This is a genomic window from Bacteriovorax sp. BAL6_X, from assembly GCF_000443995.1.
GTDB lineage: Bacteria > Bdellovibrionota > Bacteriovoracia > Bacteriovoracales > Bacteriovoracaceae > Halobacteriovorax_A.
This window is the reverse complement of the sequence record NZ_AUMC01000006.1, coordinates 243,364-259,426: the sequence shown is the minus strand read 5'-3', so window position 1 is coordinate 259,426 and position 16,063 is coordinate 243,364. Positions and strand designations below refer to the sequence as shown.

The 16,063-nt window shown below is 37.9% G+C and carries 17 protein-coding genes; 5 read left to right on the top strand and 12 right to left on the bottom strand.

Translation table 11 applies throughout. The annotated features are described in order from the left end of the window. Positions 1-38: 38 nt before the first annotated feature. Together M902_RS05530 and M902_RS05525 are read left to right on the top strand one after the other, a co-directional pair. Positions 39-431, top strand: coding sequence for a hypothetical protein (locus tag M902_RS05530; RefSeq protein ID WP_156979726.1), 393 nt, complete (start codon positions 39-41; stop codon positions 429-431). Beyond that, positions 409-1,548: a metallophosphoesterase gene (locus M902_RS05525; RefSeq protein WP_021266787.1), complete on the top strand. Its 1,140-nt coding sequence runs from the start codon at positions 409-411 to the stop codon at positions 1,546-1,548. The genes M902_RS05530 and M902_RS05525 overlap by 23 nt, the downstream gene beginning before the upstream one ends. On the opposite strand, the gene M902_RS05520 is transcribed toward M902_RS05525, so the two are convergent. Both M902_RS05520 and M902_RS05515 read right to left on the bottom strand, forming a co-directional pair. Further along, the gene (locus M902_RS05520) at positions 1,545-2,558 is read right to left on the bottom strand and encodes an HD domain-containing phosphohydrolase (RefSeq protein WP_021266888.1); all 1,014 of its coding nucleotides are present in this window, start codon (positions 2,556-2,558) and stop codon (positions 1,545-1,547) included. The genes M902_RS05525 and M902_RS05520 overlap by 4 nt on opposite strands. Beyond that, positions 2,555-5,050 (bottom strand): hypothetical protein, encoded by a 2,496-nt coding sequence (locus M902_RS05515; protein WP_021266972.1) that lies wholly within the window; start codon positions 5,048-5,050, stop codon positions 2,555-2,557. Before M902_RS05515 ends, M902_RS05520 begins: the two co-directional genes overlap by 4 nt. A 287-nt stretch (positions 5,051-5,337) precedes the next feature. Between M902_RS05515 and M902_RS05510 the strand changes: the two genes are divergently transcribed. After that, positions 5,338-6,171: a flagellin gene (locus M902_RS05510; RefSeq protein ID WP_021266720.1), complete on the top strand. Its 834-nt coding sequence runs from the start codon at positions 5,338-5,340 to the stop codon at positions 6,169-6,171. Positions 6,172-6,278: 107 nt separating this feature from the next. Here M902_RS05510 and M902_RS05505 read toward each other — a convergent pair whose 3' ends face one another. Together M902_RS05505 and M902_RS05500 are read right to left on the bottom strand one after the other, a co-directional pair. After that, the gene (locus M902_RS05505) at positions 6,279-6,623 is read right to left on the bottom strand and encodes a hypothetical protein (RefSeq protein WP_021266592.1); all 345 of its coding nucleotides are present in this window, start codon (positions 6,621-6,623) and stop codon (positions 6,279-6,281) included. Between the two features lie 89 nt (positions 6,624-6,712). Continuing rightward, on the bottom strand, positions 6,713-7,120 hold the full coding sequence (locus M902_RS05500) for a DUF523 domain-containing protein (RefSeq protein WP_021266610.1): 408 nt from the start codon (positions 7,118-7,120) through the stop codon (positions 6,713-6,715). Positions 7,121-7,255: 135 nt separating this feature from the next. Between M902_RS05500 and M902_RS05495 the strand changes: the two genes are divergently transcribed. After that, positions 7,256-8,440 (top strand): hypothetical protein, encoded by a 1,185-nt coding sequence (locus M902_RS05495; protein WP_021267072.1) that lies wholly within the window; start codon positions 7,256-7,258, stop codon positions 8,438-8,440. Between the two features lie 37 nt (positions 8,441-8,477). On the opposite strand, the gene M902_RS05490 is transcribed toward M902_RS05495, so the two are convergent. Genes M902_RS05490 through M902_RS05455 form a run of 8 tightly spaced genes read right to left on the bottom strand, consistent with a single transcriptional unit; the run spans position 8,478 to position 15,427 of the window. Further along, on the bottom strand, positions 8,478-9,968 hold the full coding sequence (locus M902_RS05490) for an aldehyde dehydrogenase (protein ID WP_021267051.1): 1,491 nt from the start codon (positions 9,966-9,968) through the stop codon (positions 8,478-8,480). A gap of 9 nt (positions 9,969-9,977) precedes the next feature. Beyond that, the gene (locus M902_RS05485; RefSeq protein ID WP_021266946.1) at positions 9,978-11,189 is read right to left on the bottom strand and encodes a thiolase family protein; all 1,212 of its coding nucleotides are present in this window, start codon (positions 11,187-11,189) and stop codon (positions 9,978-9,980) included. After that, positions 11,186-11,845, bottom strand: coding sequence for a 3-hydroxyacyl-CoA dehydrogenase family protein (locus M902_RS15785; protein WP_021266621.1), 660 nt, complete (start codon positions 11,843-11,845; stop codon positions 11,186-11,188). The genes M902_RS05485 and M902_RS15785 overlap by 4 nt, the downstream gene beginning before the upstream one ends. Continuing rightward, positions 11,838-12,701, bottom strand: coding sequence for a 3-hydroxyacyl-CoA dehydrogenase NAD-binding domain-containing protein (locus M902_RS05475; RefSeq protein ID WP_021266679.1), 864 nt, complete (start codon positions 12,699-12,701; stop codon positions 11,838-11,840). The genes M902_RS15785 and M902_RS05475 overlap by 8 nt, the downstream gene beginning before the upstream one ends. A gap of 4 nt (positions 12,702-12,705) precedes the next feature. Continuing rightward, entirely contained in the window at positions 12,706-13,518 is an 813-nt protein-coding gene (locus tag M902_RS05470) for a Phenylacetic acid catabolic protein (RefSeq protein ID WP_021266762.1), read from the bottom strand. A 12-nt stretch (positions 13,519-13,530) separates the two neighbouring features. Beyond that, positions 13,531-14,319: an enoyl-CoA hydratase/isomerase family protein gene (locus M902_RS05465; protein WP_021266830.1), complete on the bottom strand. Its 789-nt coding sequence runs from the start codon at positions 14,317-14,319 to the stop codon at positions 13,531-13,533. A 2-nt stretch (positions 14,320-14,321) separates the two neighbouring features. Beyond that, complete coding sequence (locus tag M902_RS05460) at positions 14,322-15,101, bottom strand: enoyl-CoA hydratase-related protein (protein ID WP_021266851.1); 780 nt, start codon at positions 15,099-15,101, stop codon at positions 14,322-14,324. 14 nt (positions 15,102-15,115) lie between these two features. Further along, positions 15,116-15,427: an EthD family reductase gene (locus M902_RS05455; RefSeq protein ID WP_021266832.1), complete on the bottom strand. Its 312-nt coding sequence runs from the start codon at positions 15,425-15,427 to the stop codon at positions 15,116-15,118. A 275-nt stretch (positions 15,428-15,702) separates the two neighbouring features. Here M902_RS05455 and M902_RS05450 point away from each other — a divergent pair, with 275 nt between their 5' ends. Continuing rightward, positions 15,703-16,062, top strand: a complete 360-nt coding sequence (locus M902_RS05450) for a hypothetical protein (protein ID WP_021266657.1) — start codon at positions 15,703-15,705, stop codon at positions 16,060-16,062. Position 16,063 lies beyond the last annotated feature (1 nt).

Genomic DNA, 16,063 nt, shown 5'->3' with positions numbered 1-16,063 from the left:
CTGTAATCGGTAAACTATTAAAAAGTTACAATATAAACATGAATAATAAACAATTAACCTGCCTCTTCTCCCTTATATTTAGCTTTTTATTACCTTATGAAGTCTATGCTCAGCAGAGAATGGAGAGGTCTGAAGCATTTATTGTGACGGCCATGCCTAGTTATTATAAAGTTATCTCTCCTGCCAAGATGAGAAATGGAAGAGTTTCGGTTATTGTTCAGAATAAAACTCTTACTCCCATTCGAGGGAAGTTTATTGATGAGAATGACAAAAATTTAGAATTTATTACTGTTAAGTCTGATATGGAAGTAAGTACTGAATTTGACTTTAATACTAAGAAGAAATTTTTCTTCGTTCCACTAGACCCTGCTTTTCAGAAAGTAGTCTTGAATATAGGTAAATCGGCGTATGAGATTCCTTCGCAAAAATAATTCAAAAAAAACTATTATTGTAATTTCTGATGTTCATTTAGGAGCAGGTGAATATGTAGATGGTGTAAGAAATTATCTAGAGGATTTTCACTACGATGAAGAACTAGTGGACTTTCTTGAATACTTTAGTAAAGAGGAATATGCCAATAAAGATGTCGAGTTAATTATCAATGGTGACTTCTTCGATCTATTGGCGGTTCCTTATATTAAAGTCTATGATGATGAGTTTTGGTCAGAAGAGTCGTCTTTAAAGAAACTAAAGATGATACTAGAGGCTCATAAAGAAGTTATGCAAGGTTTAAATGACTTTCTTAAGGCAAAGAATAAGAAGATAACTTTTATTATAGGAAATCACGATGCTGAGCTAGTCTTTAAATCATTACAGGACTTAGTCCTAGAATGTTTTGAAGAGAGTGTTCGATCTCGCTTTGAAATTCGCCATCTTAACGATGATTATCGTCCGGCCGATCGAGTTGTCTTAAAGCATGGACACGAGTACGAGATTGCCCATACTTTTGATGAAGAACATTGTATAATTGAAGATGAGTCAGGTAAGAGATATTTTAATCCTCCATGGGGATCATACTACGTCACAAGAGTTATCAATAAATTTAAGGAAGAGCGTGATCATGTTAATGCAGTAAGACCAATTAATAAGTTTCTTATTAATGGGCTTATTTACGACACATTCTTTACTCTTAGGTTTATGTTGGCAAATGTAATCTACTTCATTATGGTGCGTTCGATTTTTCTCTTTAAAATAAGCGATAATTTTGGTGACTGGCTGAAGCTCTTCTTTAAAGAACTTACACTTTTTCAGGACTATGAATCTCTTACGTTCGACTATCTACAACAGGCCGAGGATACAGACGTTCTAATTGTAGGTCACACTCATGAGCCTATTTGCCGTACATACTCTAACGGTAAAACATTTATTAATACGGGAACATGGACTCGTATGTATAATCTTGATTTTGGGAAAGGAACAGGTACAACTCAGCTAACTTTTGCAAAGATTGAAGTAATGGATAGTAAGAATGATGAAGATATTAAGATTCAGGCAAACCTTCATACTTGGATGGGGCGCAATACTCTTCCTTACGGAACGTTTAACTAGAGATTTAAAACACTTGTAATATGAGGCCTTATTCGCCCACTATAGTTAATATTTAGGCCATTTACGCCAGCGCCCGCATCAATCATATAGACAACACTACTTAGTGATGTCTTTTCTCCAGTGATTAAACCGTCGCTAAACTCCATAATGTGGGAGATAAACTCAAGGATCTCACTGCTAAGGTTAAGACCTGCTTGGGAGATCTGATCTGGCATTCCTGTACCATCATATTTTTCGTGATGAGTATCGATTAGCTTCTTACATGTGTCACTAAGCTCAATTCCACTTTGCTCAATGAACATACGACTGAATTTAACATGCTTATAATATTGTTCTCTTTGGTCTGCTGTTATTTCGGTGTGGTTGCCGTGAATGATATTAGGAGATATTTGAGTCAGGCCAATATTTGCTAAAAAAGAAGCGCATACTAGATCCGCTAAGTCACTAGGCTTGTCTATCATGAGTTTCTTAGCAAAGAAGTAACTTAGTGAGACAATACGATTAGTCAGATTATCTTTATTCAGATGAACACCTGCAAAGTGTCGTGCAAGAGATACAGTATGGCCTATATCAATAGAAAAAAGCATTATCTCTTTTTGCGCCCTTAAAATAATAGGTAGGAAATCATCCTTATCAATTGCCTTTGATACCATACTACGAAGGGGAGGTAGTGCGATATGTTCACTGATTCGCTGTTCTTCAATGATATTCTCATACTCCTTGAGAACTTCAATTTTTTGTTTAGTTTTTTCAATTACTTTAGATTCAATCTTTTCAAGCTCTCCGACAGTTGCCAGATATGTCATTCGTTGAGAAAGCTTGACTGCAATTTTTCCTTTCTTACTTTCTTCAATATAGCGAAGCAGTTCATAACTATCTTTTGTTAAAGGCGTATTGGCCTTTAGAGATAAGTTATAGGTTTTATCTTTTAAATTATAGATATAGAGTGAGAAAGCAAAAGTCTTAATGTCTCTAAGGGAACTTAATTTAATAAAGAAGTATGCTCTCATTTCTTGCCTCCAAAGATACCTCTAAAAAGTCCACTGACTGAATCAGTAATAGAATGACTCTTTTTTGATGTTACTTTTGTTGAGGCCCGATCCTCTCCACTTAGGTAACTACCTTTCATTACTTGGAGGCATAACTCGACTCTCTTCGGGGTCTCACTAGCTCTCGCAACCTCATCTTTTGAAGTTAAAAAAAGTAGAAAGTTATGATACTGCCCATTTTCTATAATAGGGATGTGATAATAGAGAAGCTCACTTTGAAAAGTCGTATCATTCCAACTAGGCTTTCTCTTGGCCTTTAAGACATTCTTTATGTCATCAAATCGATCATCTACGTCTTCATTGCCCAGAATACATTCATTTTGGATATTATATACAACGACAGTTCCTTGGCAGAAGGTGTTTATATATTCATTTGTGAAGTTTTTGATGCTATCCCCATCAATTACAAAATTCATGGCCTCGATAAAAAAGTTCATATCCTTAGGATCGGGAACAAAGATGGACCCAAGCGCATCTTCTATATCTTTTTCATCTTGAAGCCTTTCTGCTTCTGCTTCTGCTAAAGCTTTGGCGCGTTCGGTATCAAGCGCCTTTTGTCTTGCTTCCTCTTCTTTTCTACCTTCCTCTTGTTGCTTTAGTTCTTGAGCAAGGCGAGTGGCATCATCATTATTGTTTTTATTAGCAAGGGCATCGCCCTCTGTGAACTTGATCTCTAACTCTTCTTTTGTACCACCATCATACTCCGGTTGCTTGTCGAGGTTACTATAATCGATAGTCTGCTCTCCAAGACCACCTTTTTTCTCATATTCAATTGTCGGGCCTTTAGCATTTAATTCTTCCTCTTGCTCTTTTTCATCTTCTCTAGCTAGGTCAAGGTTGTGAACATTTTCATATCTTTTATTCTTCTCTTTCGAGTATGCATCAAGAGAAGCGAAAAGATCGTCCTCGTCACTACTCTTTTTGTCATTTTCTTGTGCTGTCCCTTTGTTAGTGTTACCCATTTCGGAACCATTCTTATGTTTTCTTTCTAAGCCTTTTTCATTATCAATAAGCTCATCATTTAGCGAATCATTAGAATTTAGTTTCTCTGATGGCCTAGTGGTACCTCGATTGGACTGTAGTTCATTCAAAGCCTTAAGTAGATCGTCGTCAAGGTCATCATTATTAATATCATCTGGTGTCGGATCAATCTTGCCTTTTAGGCTTGGGGTACTCTTCTTTTCATTAAAATTAGATTTTTTTACATTATCAAGGCTTGCAAAGAGATCTTCATCAGGTTCCCTTTCATCATCTACATCATCTAGTGTAGGGGAGATGACTCCTTGAAGTTGGTCATCAAGATCTTCTGATTTATTTGCAGACTTCTTTACTTTATCGAGGCCAGCAAATAGATCCTCATCAGCATCTTTTTCGTCTTCAACATCATCTAATGTCGGAGACATATTTCCTTGAAGGGAGCCCCCTAGATTATCTGCTTTATTTGCTGACTTCTTTAAACTATCGAGGTTTTTAAAAAGGTCTTCTTCTGTTGCATCATCTTCAACATCATCCATTGTTGGAGTGAGGCTTCCTTTTAGTTGTCCAGTAGGTTCATCAGATTTTTGTGAACTCTTTTTTACATCATCAAGACTTTTTAGGAGATCATCTCCAAAGTCGTCCTTATTTTTTTCAGGATGATCTAAAGTAGGAGATGTTTGACCCTTTAAGTTACCACCAAGGTCCTTATTCGATTTACTAGACTGTTGCTCAAGACTTTTAAAGAGGTCCTCTTCAAAGTTAATCTCAGGAGATGCACTTTGCTGATCACTCTTATTAACTGATCCTTTTAGGTTACCTCGTTCCTGGTTATTTTGTTTTTGATGAGCATTTAACTCTTTTAATGACATTCCTCGCTGTTCAATCTCATCTTCATCACTATAGTCTGTATAAGTACTGTCATCAAAGACATCTTTATTGTCTTTTTGAGGTGTGGCCTTAGCAACCTTGCCTTGCAGGTGCCCACCGTTGTTCTTTCGTTCGGCCTCTTTCTTATCTTCATAATTACTTTCAGGTGCAAGCGATTTTTCCTCACCACTTTTTAGCTCCATCTCTGCGGATTCTTCTGCTTTCTTTAGAGATCTTAGAATAAGATTAACTTTATATTCTAATGTTTTAGCCGGAACAGGTTCTTGAATATATTCAGTAAGACCTATCTTTCTAAACTTCTCTAGCGTTTTAGGTGGAATGGACTTCGAATTAATTAAAAGTACCTTAACATTACTCTTGAGAATGAACTTTCTTAGGGGCTGAATACATTGGGCAGTCTTCTTAGGACTACAAGCAATTGTGAGTGACTGGCCAATAGTAGGGATTAGTTGATTATATTCCTCAGGACTATCAACTTCATAGATTTCGATACCTTCTGCTTGCGCAGATGCTTCAATCGTGCTCTTGAGCTTCTTTACTGTTTCAGTAAGAGGCTCAAGAAATATGAGTGGTTTCCCTTCTTCCATATAGGATATTATCGGTGTTTTGTTTATTTTATTTATAAACTTATCATTATAGAGGCCAAAAATATTAAGGATATTGGAGGATTTTCTTAATTTTAGAATATGTAAAAAAATATATAAAATAATTTAATATTTTCCTAAAGCTTTAATTTTTACCTCCGAGAAGATTCATGTTAGGTCAGAAGACTTAATTAAAAAGTTAATAAAATTCACAAGAGCAGTATGCTCATTGTTCCAATGGTCGGGACAACCCTGAGTACGGGGGGGAAATAGATCACGGAGGTATCACAATGGGTATGCGTATTAACACAAATGTAACGTCTTTAGCTGCACAAAGATCATTAGGTCAATCAAATTCAGCTCAATCAAAGTCATTAGAAAAACTATCATCTGGTACAAGAATTGTACGTTCAGCTGACGATGCTGCAGGTCTAGCAATTTCTGAAAAATTAAAAGGGCAAATTAGATCTACTAATCAAGCAGAAAGAAACGCGAGTGACGGTATTTCAATGATTCAAATCGCAGAAGGTGGTTTGAATGAAGTATCAAACATCTTAGTAAGACTAAGAGAACTATCTGTACAAGCTGCATCGGACACAGTAGGTGACACTGAGAGACAGTTTACAGATCTTGAATATCAAAACCTTAAGCAAGAGATCCAAAGAATTTCAGAAGTTACTGAATTTAATGGAAAGAAACTTCTAACTGGTTCTGGTGATAAGTTTGATATCCAAATCGGTATTAATAATGATGACTTTCAAGATAGAATTCAATTTGATACGAATGTTTTAAATTCTTCTCTTGAAAACTTAGGTGTTGCTGATCTTCAAGTTGGATCAAAAGAAGGTGCTCAATCTGCACTTGCAAACCTAGACTCTGCAATCGAAAGTATCGCAGGGCAAAGAGCTGAGCTAGGTGCTAAGCAAAATAGATTAAATTCTACAATTAACAACCTACAAATCAGTTCAGAAAACTTAAGTGCTGCTAACTCTCGTATCAGAGACACTGATTATGCAGCTGAGACAGCGAAGAAAGCTAAGAATGATATTCTTGTTAACGCTGGTTCTTCAGTACTTGCTCAGTCTAACTCTCAAGGTGCTGCAGCTTTAAAACTAATTGGTTAATTAAAACCACAATAATTACTGCAAAAGGATGGCCCCGCGAATGCGGGGCTTTTTTATGTGCCATGCACCTTTGGTTTCGCACATGCGAAACCAAAGGTGCATGGCACCTAGTGCGTAAATTCCGATTGAGACTCAGTATTAATCAATAACTCAACTCCAAGCCCATCCAATGCATCAAGAACTTCGTCAAACTGATCTTTTACGATTGTGATCGTTTCACTATTAAAATTTTCATTTAAATGGTTTTGTAAGAGAGCAAGGTAATTTGCTGCCTCAACGCTTCCAAGGGAAATTGAATCATTGATAAGATGATTAAACTTCATATTAATGATTGATTGAAAATTCTCCCAGTCTTCAGGATTAACTTTTAAGTATTCAAGTTGATGACTGAGGTGCTTCATTCGTCCTTGTAAATTTCTTGCTTGAAATTTCTTTAGTTCTAATTCATTCATCTAGACCCTCCTAGTGCTCTAGTAGGTTCATCATAAATGATTTTGTAATTGAGTTGTTACAGCTTTGTTAGATGTATGAAAACTTTGGATTAGTCGATTGCTTGAACTTGGATACCGTTCTCTTTTAGCTTCTTTGTAAACTCACCGTCACCTTCGATGAGATTACCTGCAAAGTTACCATCGTAAACAAGACCAGCTCCGCACATTGGTGACTTTGATTTTAACAGGGCCTTGGTACATGAGTTTTCCAATGCAATCTCTAAAGACTTCTTGGCACCTAGTTCATAGTTGACACTGACATCTTCTCCGTCAATTGTAATGAGCTTTCCATCAACGTTTTCTGCTGGTGGGCGAGGAGTGGGAAGCCCTCCAAGTTCTTCTGGGCATACCGCGATGGCCTTGCCTTGGGCAACGAGGTCACTTATAAGCTGTTGTTTTTTATGCTCTCCGTCATATCGACACTTTTTTCCGGCCAAGCATGCACTTACGATCATCATATTTAACAAGAATACGTTAAAATCGTCGAATTCGCCACTATGTGTCGAGAATTCTTGAATAAATTACAATATCATTATTGAAAATCCTACATATGGTAAAAAAACCAGACTAAATGAAGTTTTTGGAGACGAACTTTGCTTAAGGCAATATTACTTGTAACTATCTCTCTGCTTGTTCTATGTTCATGTGGAACTCCTGGTGGAGAAGATGGTCTAAAAAAGAATGTGACGAGACAGACCTCGAAATTAGAGACCTCAACGAAGGTTAAGTTCGACTGTTTCGAAGAGGGACAGTGTACTGACTCATTCATTCTTTTTATAAATAGTGCAGGTGAGTTTCCAACCTACTGTACTGGTTACATGGCAGATGAACAGCATATGGTTGTTCCTTCACATTGTGTGGCCGAAGCAAAATGTAGCTCAATTGCAGCAAAGACTACAAATGGCCGAGTTTATCAGTGTGGTGAAATTCTCGCTGGTCATTCTCAATTCAATGAAGAAAAAACTTATAATGGAAACTTCACTACGATCAAATTTAAAGAAGTGATTCCTGGTAATTATGCAGAAGTTTCTGACAATAAGATGAGTGACTTTAGCTACTATCAATTATGGTTCATTAAGAAGAAGCTCGATAATACAGGCTATGAACTTAACCGTATGAGATATAACTGTCGAAAAACAAATAATAATGTTCTCTTTCCAAGTAATAATGATGACTCTTCGGCCGTTGCTATGAAGAATTGTAATATTCGTGATGATTCAATGGGTGCTGGAGTTGTTGACACGAGAACAGGAAATGTTCTAGGCCTTGTTCATGGATCGATTAATGAAGATAAAACCTTCAGACGATTTATGCACGGAAGAAAAGGCTCGACTCTTACTCTGGCAACCCCGATTAAATGTATCTTAAAATCATTTAATCTCGATGTGGAAGGAAGTGACGAAGCTAGGTACTGTAATGAACCAGTTTATCGTCCTGGTACTGGAGAGCACTCTAAGCAATTAGCAGATTTATTTAAGTTTAATAATCGTCAAATTGATCATGTTTTTTCTAGACTAGCTGGAATTGGTGAAAACTTTATTAGTTACCGTGAATTCTTTGCTTTAAGTTATGAAAGCATTCCTTATCAATACCCAAGGGTTAGGATCTGTGAATTCCAACCTTACTTGAATCGTAGTTATGAGATTTATGGACGTGATTTTATCACGACGTGTATTGATACCTCTCTCGATATTGTGTTTAGAGAAAGTCATTTAGAAAAGTCATTCTCAATTTACGATGTCTTTGGTGGTATTGCTCTGAAAGTATTATACAAATAAAAAAAGGCCTTCGTATTGAAGACCTTTTGTTATCTATTTAAAAAAGTGCATCAAACCACATTTTTCCTTCACGAGTATTGCAATCAGATTCCCATAGGTGCTTCACTTCAAGGTAGGCCTTGATACCTTCTTCACCCATTTCACGTCCAATACCAGATTGTTTAAAGCCACCAAATGGCATACCTGGGTTAAGTAGGTGATACTCATTTATCCATACAGTACCTGCTTCAATCTCTTTTGCTAGTTTTAGCGCACGATCTTCATTCTTTGACCATACAGCACCAGCAAGTCCGTAAATTGAGTTATTTGCTAATGAGATTGCTTCCTCTTGCGTTGAAAATTTTGTAATTCCAACAACCGGACCGAAGATTTCTTCATGCCAAATAGTATTATCCGGAGTGATTTCAAAAGCTGTTGGTTGGATATAATAACCCTTGGCAAAGTCACCATCTGTGATACGCTCACCACCATAAATAAGATTTGCACCTTCTTCTTTAGTCTTATTGATATAATTCATAATTGTATTAAATTGCTTTTCTGAGACTACTGGTCCGAAACCTGTTGTCTTCTCAGGCGTTGGGCCAATAGCAACTTGAGCAATTCTTTCTTTGAACTTTGTCATGAACTCATCATAGATGCCATCTTGAACAAGTAGGCGAGTCCCTGAGTCACAAGCTTGACCTGAATGATAGAGGAATGCGTATAAAGCACCATCAACGGCAATATCGAGGTCAGCATCGTCTAAAACGATATTAGCAGATTTTCCACCAAGCTCCATTGTCGTATTCTTTATCTCTTGTGCACTTTGCTTTAGGATTTCTCGCCCAACGGCCGTCGATCCAGTAAATGCAACTTTGGTGATATCTTTGTGACTTACTAGAAATTGCCCTTCTTTAGCTCCACCTGTTACGATATTAACAACACCCTTAGGTACACCAGCATCAATAAGAACTTGTGCAAGCATCATTGCTGTTACAGGAGTTTCAATCGCTGACTTTAGAACTGTTGTACAACCAGTTGCTAGGATTGGCCCAATTTTCCAACCGGCCATGACTAGAGGGAAGTTCCAAGGAATAATTTGAGCACAAACACCAACTGGTTCGTAACGACGAGTGTTCTTGGAAAAGCCCGCTCTTGTGGCCTTTTCATCAAGTTGTTCAAACTTGAAGTTTGTTGCCACTTTACTCATAACTTTAAAGAAGCTAGCTGTGTTATGAAGATCAGCGGCGGCTTTTCTAAAAGTAGAGCCACTATCCTTGATCTCTTGTGCGATAAAGTCACGCTTTCTTTCTTTTAAAAGCTCTGAGACTTTTAATAGAATTTCTCCACGCTTAGCAGGTGTCATTTCGCGCCATTCTTTATTGTAGAATGCTGTCTTCGCGGATTGTACTGCCTCTTCAAGGTCTTGCGTTGATGGAATGTGAACCTTGGCCACTAATTCACCATTCGATGGGTCAATTGAATCGACCATTTTGCCTTCCGAAGAAGGGCGGATTTCTCCATTTATGTATAATTTGATTTCATCCATATCTTTCTCCTATTTACAATTCTCTACACTTAAAGAAACACCTTGCCCAACACCGACACACATTGACGCAAGACCTTGTTTAAGGTTTACATTGTCTTTCATAATATGAGTAAGGGTTGTTACAATTCTTGCCCCTGAACATCCTAGAGGGTGTCCAAGTGAGATTGCTCCACCACGTAGATTAATTTTTGATTCATCTAGACCTAGTTCTCGAATACATCCAAGTGATTGAGATGCAAAGGCTTCATTTAGTTCGACAACATCAAAGTCAGAAACTTTCTTTCCAAACTTATCCATTAGTCTCTTTGTTGACTCTACTGGACCAAGGCCCATAATACTTGGGTGGATGCCTCGAACTCCTGCACCAGTTAATTTTACTAGAGGAGTTAGGTTGTGACGCTTTAAAAAATCTTCACTGACTAGGGCAACACAAGCTGCCCCGTCGTTCATCATTGAAGAGTTTCCGGCCGTTACTGATCCATCTTTTTTAAAAACTGCTCGAAGTCCAGCTAAGGCCTCTAGAGTTGTTGAAGGACGAGGTCCTTCATCTTTTTCAACCGTAAGCGTTTGTTTTCTTAGTTTAATTTCCACAGGAAGAATTTCGTCGTTAAATTCTCCATTCTCCCATGCTTGACATGCTTTTTGGTGAGAAGCTAGTGCGAATCGATCCTGGTCTTCTCGAGAGATTCCAAGTTTTGTTACAACTTCTTCTGCAGTTTGCCCCATTCCTAATAGAGGAAATATTTCTTCCATTTTCTTATTTGGAAATCGCCATCCAAAAGTAGTATCAAACATTTGTGAGTCTCTCCCAAATGGAGTTGATCCTTTTGAGATTACAAGAGGTGCTCTTGTCATGCTTTCTGCACCACCAATGAGAAGGCAATCTGCCATTCCTAAGTTAATTCGTGACCAACCATCAATAATTGCATCAAGTGAAGAAGCACAAAGACGGTTAAGAGTTACTCCTGGAACTTCGTACGGAAGACCTCCAAGAAGTGCTGCCATTCTTGCTAGGTTGCGATTATCTTCTCCGGCCTGGTTAGCACAACCAACGATAACATCGTCGATTTCTTTCATATCAAAATCAAAGTTTTGAGAGAAGTCACGAAATAGGTTCGCCAACATATCATCGACACGTAGGTGAGCTAGACTTCCACCAAGTTTTCCAATTGGAGTTCGTTTTGCATACACAATGTATGCGTCTCTATTATTTAAACTCATAGATTCATCCTTAATAGACGTGATGGACGATAGCGTGCATCACCTGTGATTTCTCTTAGTTCTTCAAGAAGAATTAAGATCTTTTCAACGCCAATTTTTTCCGACCACTCAAATGGGCCAAGAGGGTAATTAACTCCAAATTTCATCGCCTTATCAATATCAGCATTTGAGGCAAGTGCCTCTTCTTTAGCAAAGTATGCTTCATTAATAATTTGAGAAATAACTCTTGGATAAGTGAAACCAATGCCAATGTGGTTAACGATCTCTAAGTCAAATCCAAGTTTTTTAAAAACATCAAATGTTGCTTCTTCAATCACGTCATCTTTCATATAGAATTCGAAACAGCTCTTTGGTGAATAAAAAGCTGCCGCTACTGCACCGAGAACATTTTCATATTGTGAGATAAGGTATTCACCCCAGTTAACTGTTAGGTCAGAAACGATTGGGCCACCGAAAACAATATCAAGATGCTCGTAGAGGTCCATCTTTGAATTGCGATCAAAGCATGTTAGGTCAATAATAAAGTCAGTTTCATCGAAGTCAACTCCATCGAGCGTGTTAATACTATACGGATCAACGACAATTGAAATGAATTCACTTCCTAGGACGTTCTTATAAAGAGGGTGGTTATCACTTACTAAGATTGTTTTATTCATAACGGTAGAACCCCTCTTTTACCTTACGTCCAATACGGCCACTATCAACCATTTCTCTTTGGATTTTATGTGGCCTGAAGCGAGGCTCGTTATAGTATGAGGCCCAAACTGACTGTGTGACATCATAGTTAACATCAATTCCGATAAGGTCCATTAATTCAAATGGCCCCATTCTAAATCCACCTACATTCTTCATGACGCGGTCAATTTCAGCTACTTGTTCTTGGTCATAATTTTCGAGACGGTGAAAGCTTTCTCCGTAAAAGTTTCTGGCAACACGATTAACGATAAACCCTGGAGAGTCCTTACATAAAGCAGGCTTTTTACCATAGCGCTCGAACCAATCATAAAGGGCATGTGCATAATCTTTTGAACTCCAAGGTGTTTCGATGATCTCCACAAGTTTCATAATTGTTGCTGGATTGAAGAAGTGTAGTCCTAAAAATTTTTCTCGACGAGACTTTGATAGATCCTTTGCCATCTTTGTGATTGGGATTGATGATGTATTTGAAGAGAAGATCGTTTCTTCTTTCATAATCTCATCAAGTTTTGCAAAGACTTGTTTTTTGATATCAAGGTTTTCGACAATTGCTTCAATCACAAGGTCGTGATCGATCAGATGATCTTTCATTTCAACGATGCTTAAATTGGTTTTAAACGCAGCAACTTCTGCTTCGTCAAACTTTCCCTTACTTTGTAACTTGTCCCAAGAAGAGTGGATGAGATCACCACTTGCTTGGGCCATTTCTAGGTGTTGGTCAATTAACTCAACCTTAACACCATGTTGGCAAAACCACTGGGCGATTCCTCGCCCCATTGTTCCTGCACCAATAATTAGTACACTTTTTATATTCATTAAATTATTGCCTTTGTGGTTGTGCGTCTTCGTCGTAAACAGGTAAAACTAGGCCAGCTTGCTGACAAAGCTCTTCTACTTCTTTTACAAAAACATCACGAACAACAGCATTTGTTCTCTTTTTAAGACCTAGTTTTACGTATAGGTCATTTGAGCGGCCTTTAGTTGATCCAAATACATTCATTACACGTGGCCACCAGATATTTAATCTTTCTTGTAGGAATTCTTTATTTTCACCTTCTGCAAGAATCTTGATCCACTTATCTCCATGAGCAAGGTGCATGATCTCTTCTTTATAGATTCCTTCAATACCTTTTTTCCAAGGAAGGTAGCTAGAATCAAGAGTGTCTTCTAGTTGGTGACCAGCGGCCCTGTCCATTAGGAAGTTAAATAGAATGAAGTCTTCCCAGAAGTTAATACCGTAGTAGAAGATGTTTACACGGAAGTCATCTTTTAATCTTTGGAACCCAATCTGTGCTTCATCTTCTGGCATCTTAAAGCCAAGTTCTGATTTTTCGATATGTGAATCAACATCTTCACCAAGGCCTTTTAGAAGTCTGTAGCAAACAGAAGCATGTCTCATTTCGTCTTTAACGATTTGAGCTACAACAACTTTCTCTTGCATCGTTGGTGCCTTTTCAATCCATGGAGCATAACCAAGTGCACCTGAGTATTCTGAATCGTGTTGCATCCATAGAAGGTTTCTTAGGGCCTTCTTATATAGAGGAGGTAACTCATCTCCCTTATCAAATTTCTTTCCATTTTGAATGTCTTCAAATAATTGTAATTCTTCTTGAGTGTATTCTCTTGCTGCCATAGGGCCTCCTTCTTATTTTCCTAAAAACTTTGCTTGTCTCTTTTCAAAGAATGCCGATAGGCCTTCTTTGTAATCCTCACTATTTCCTAAGAACCTCTGGTATGCAGTTTCGCGATCCATTGACTCTTTAGAAGTGCTATCAATTGCAACACTGATATTTTCTTTGATTGCTTTTACTGAAAGTGGTGCCATTGCATTAATTTGGCCGGCCCAAGCTTTCGCGTCAGCAAATGCTTCTTCACTTACCTTATTAATAAGTCCTGCTGCTTCAAGGTCTTCACTCGTTAGGGGAGCATTAAAGAGAAAGTACTCCATTGCCTTTTTTGGCCCAAGTGCTTGGGTGAACATATGAGTTGATCCTGCATCTGGGCACAGTCCTAATTTTGAAAAACCAGAAACAAACTTTATCCCTGGTTTCGCCACGACTAAGTCACATGCAAGAGCTACTGAGACGCCGGCCCCTGCAACAACACCCTCTACTGCTGCAATAACAAGCTTTTTTGAGTTTTTTATTGCATTAACAAGTGGGTTCCACTCTGTTTCAAGTGTGACTCCTAGGTCAACTGGCTTTTCTCCTGCTTGTACCGTACGGTCGTTCAAGTCCTGACCTGTACAAAACCCTTTACCTTTGGAGGCCAGGATGATGCAGCCAACTTCGTTGTCTTTATTTAAAGCACGGAGCGCAGAAATAATTTCTAGCTTTGCTTCCTTTGATAGAGCACCGTAAACTTCTTCACGATCAATTGTGATTACACCTGTGAAGGCTTCTTTTTCAATGATGATATTATTATATTCTGACATCACTATATACCTTTGTATTCTGGATCACGTTTTTCTAAGAAAGCACGCATCCCTTCTTTTTGGTCGCTACTTGCAAACGTGAGATAGAAATTTCTTCTTTCGAAATCAACACCATCACTTAAACTCATTTCAAAGGCCTTGTTTACAGACTCTTTAATTAGCTTAATGGCAACAGGTGCTTTATTTGCGATATTTTTTGCTACCTCAAAAGTTTCTTGAAGTAGAGTAGTGCTTGGGACAACCTTTGCTACAAGGCCCCAATCCATTGCTTCTTTCGCTCCAAACATTTCACCTGTCATAGCAAGCATCATGGCCTTCGATTTTCCAAGAGCACGAGTTAGCCTCTGGGTTCCACCTGCACCTGGAGTTGTTCCAATTTTAATTTCTGGCTGACCAAACTTGGCGCTATCTCCTGCAATGATAAAATCACAATGCATTGCTAGCTCACAACCACCACCAAGTGCAAAACCATTTACGGCTGCAATGATTGGTTTTGTAATTTGAGCAAGTTGTTGCCAAGAGCGGAAACGGTTGTCGTTGATTTGATCAATTGGAGTTGCTTCAACCATTTGTGCAATATCTGCACCAGCGGCAAATGCGCGATCATCTCCAGTTAGAATGATGACACGAACTTGTGGGTTATCATCAAGTTCAAATAATTTATCAACAAGCTCTCTCATTAAGTCTGTTGAAAGAGCATTTAAAACCTTAGGGCGATTAAGCTTTACTAGGGCGATATGCTCGTGTCCGTTATATGGAAATTCACAAAGGATATTACTCATTAAAACTTTCCTTATTAAAGAGTGATAACTTCTTCTTTAGCGAAGTGAACAGAAACGATCTCTTTAGCAAAGTTAAACAGATCTTTTCCACATGCCATATTTTCTTCAGAGCTCATACCTGTTTTAAAGTCATCTTTATTTTCAAAAACCATCTCTGCTATAACATGTAGGTCGCTAGCTCCACGTGGAGTTCCCGTGATGCGGTTTAAGCGTAGCTCTTTCATACTTGGAACTTTCTTAACAAGTGGAGTGTGGACTTCTGCATAGTGTTTTTCCCATGCATCGATATCATTTGGTATTTTATAAATGGCGATTAACTTGTACATAAGTATCCTTTCTTTGAAGTTGCGTCGTATTGTTTAAATTTTAGTTAATTAAACCAATATTGTAGGGATATGAAGGGTCTTTTGAATAGGCTTATCGAGTCATTTCTTGACGTATTTTCAGTGGTTTAGATAAAGTAAAACCATATATTAGTTTAATCTAATGAAAAATATCAGTTTCCAATGACGCTATGTGAAATACTTTCAATAATAAACATTGCCTTTAGATTTTCGTCTATATTGCCGCATCTAAAAAAATACTGATCCCGGAGTGGAAAATGAAAATATTAATCAAAGTAATTCTTGTAGCATTGGCAATTCAGGCGTCATTTGCTTTAGAAGTTTCACCAAGAGATGTGCGTGCGCACGTAATTGAATCTTTTCGCCCTTTTCATGAGGCCCATATTGTTATCAATACAGAGCGAGAAGATATTATCATTTCTAAAGAAGTTATTTGTGAAAACTTCTTCTTTGAGTGTTCTGATAAGTCAGAATATGAAGTCCTTGAAGGATTTGTTGAAGTGATTAATTCAATTCGCGATCGTGCTTATAAGGCCTGGTCAGATATGACAATTGATAAAAGATGCTTTGCTTCGAGATCTTATCGAAAACAAAGCATCTTCAGTTGTATTAAGTAAT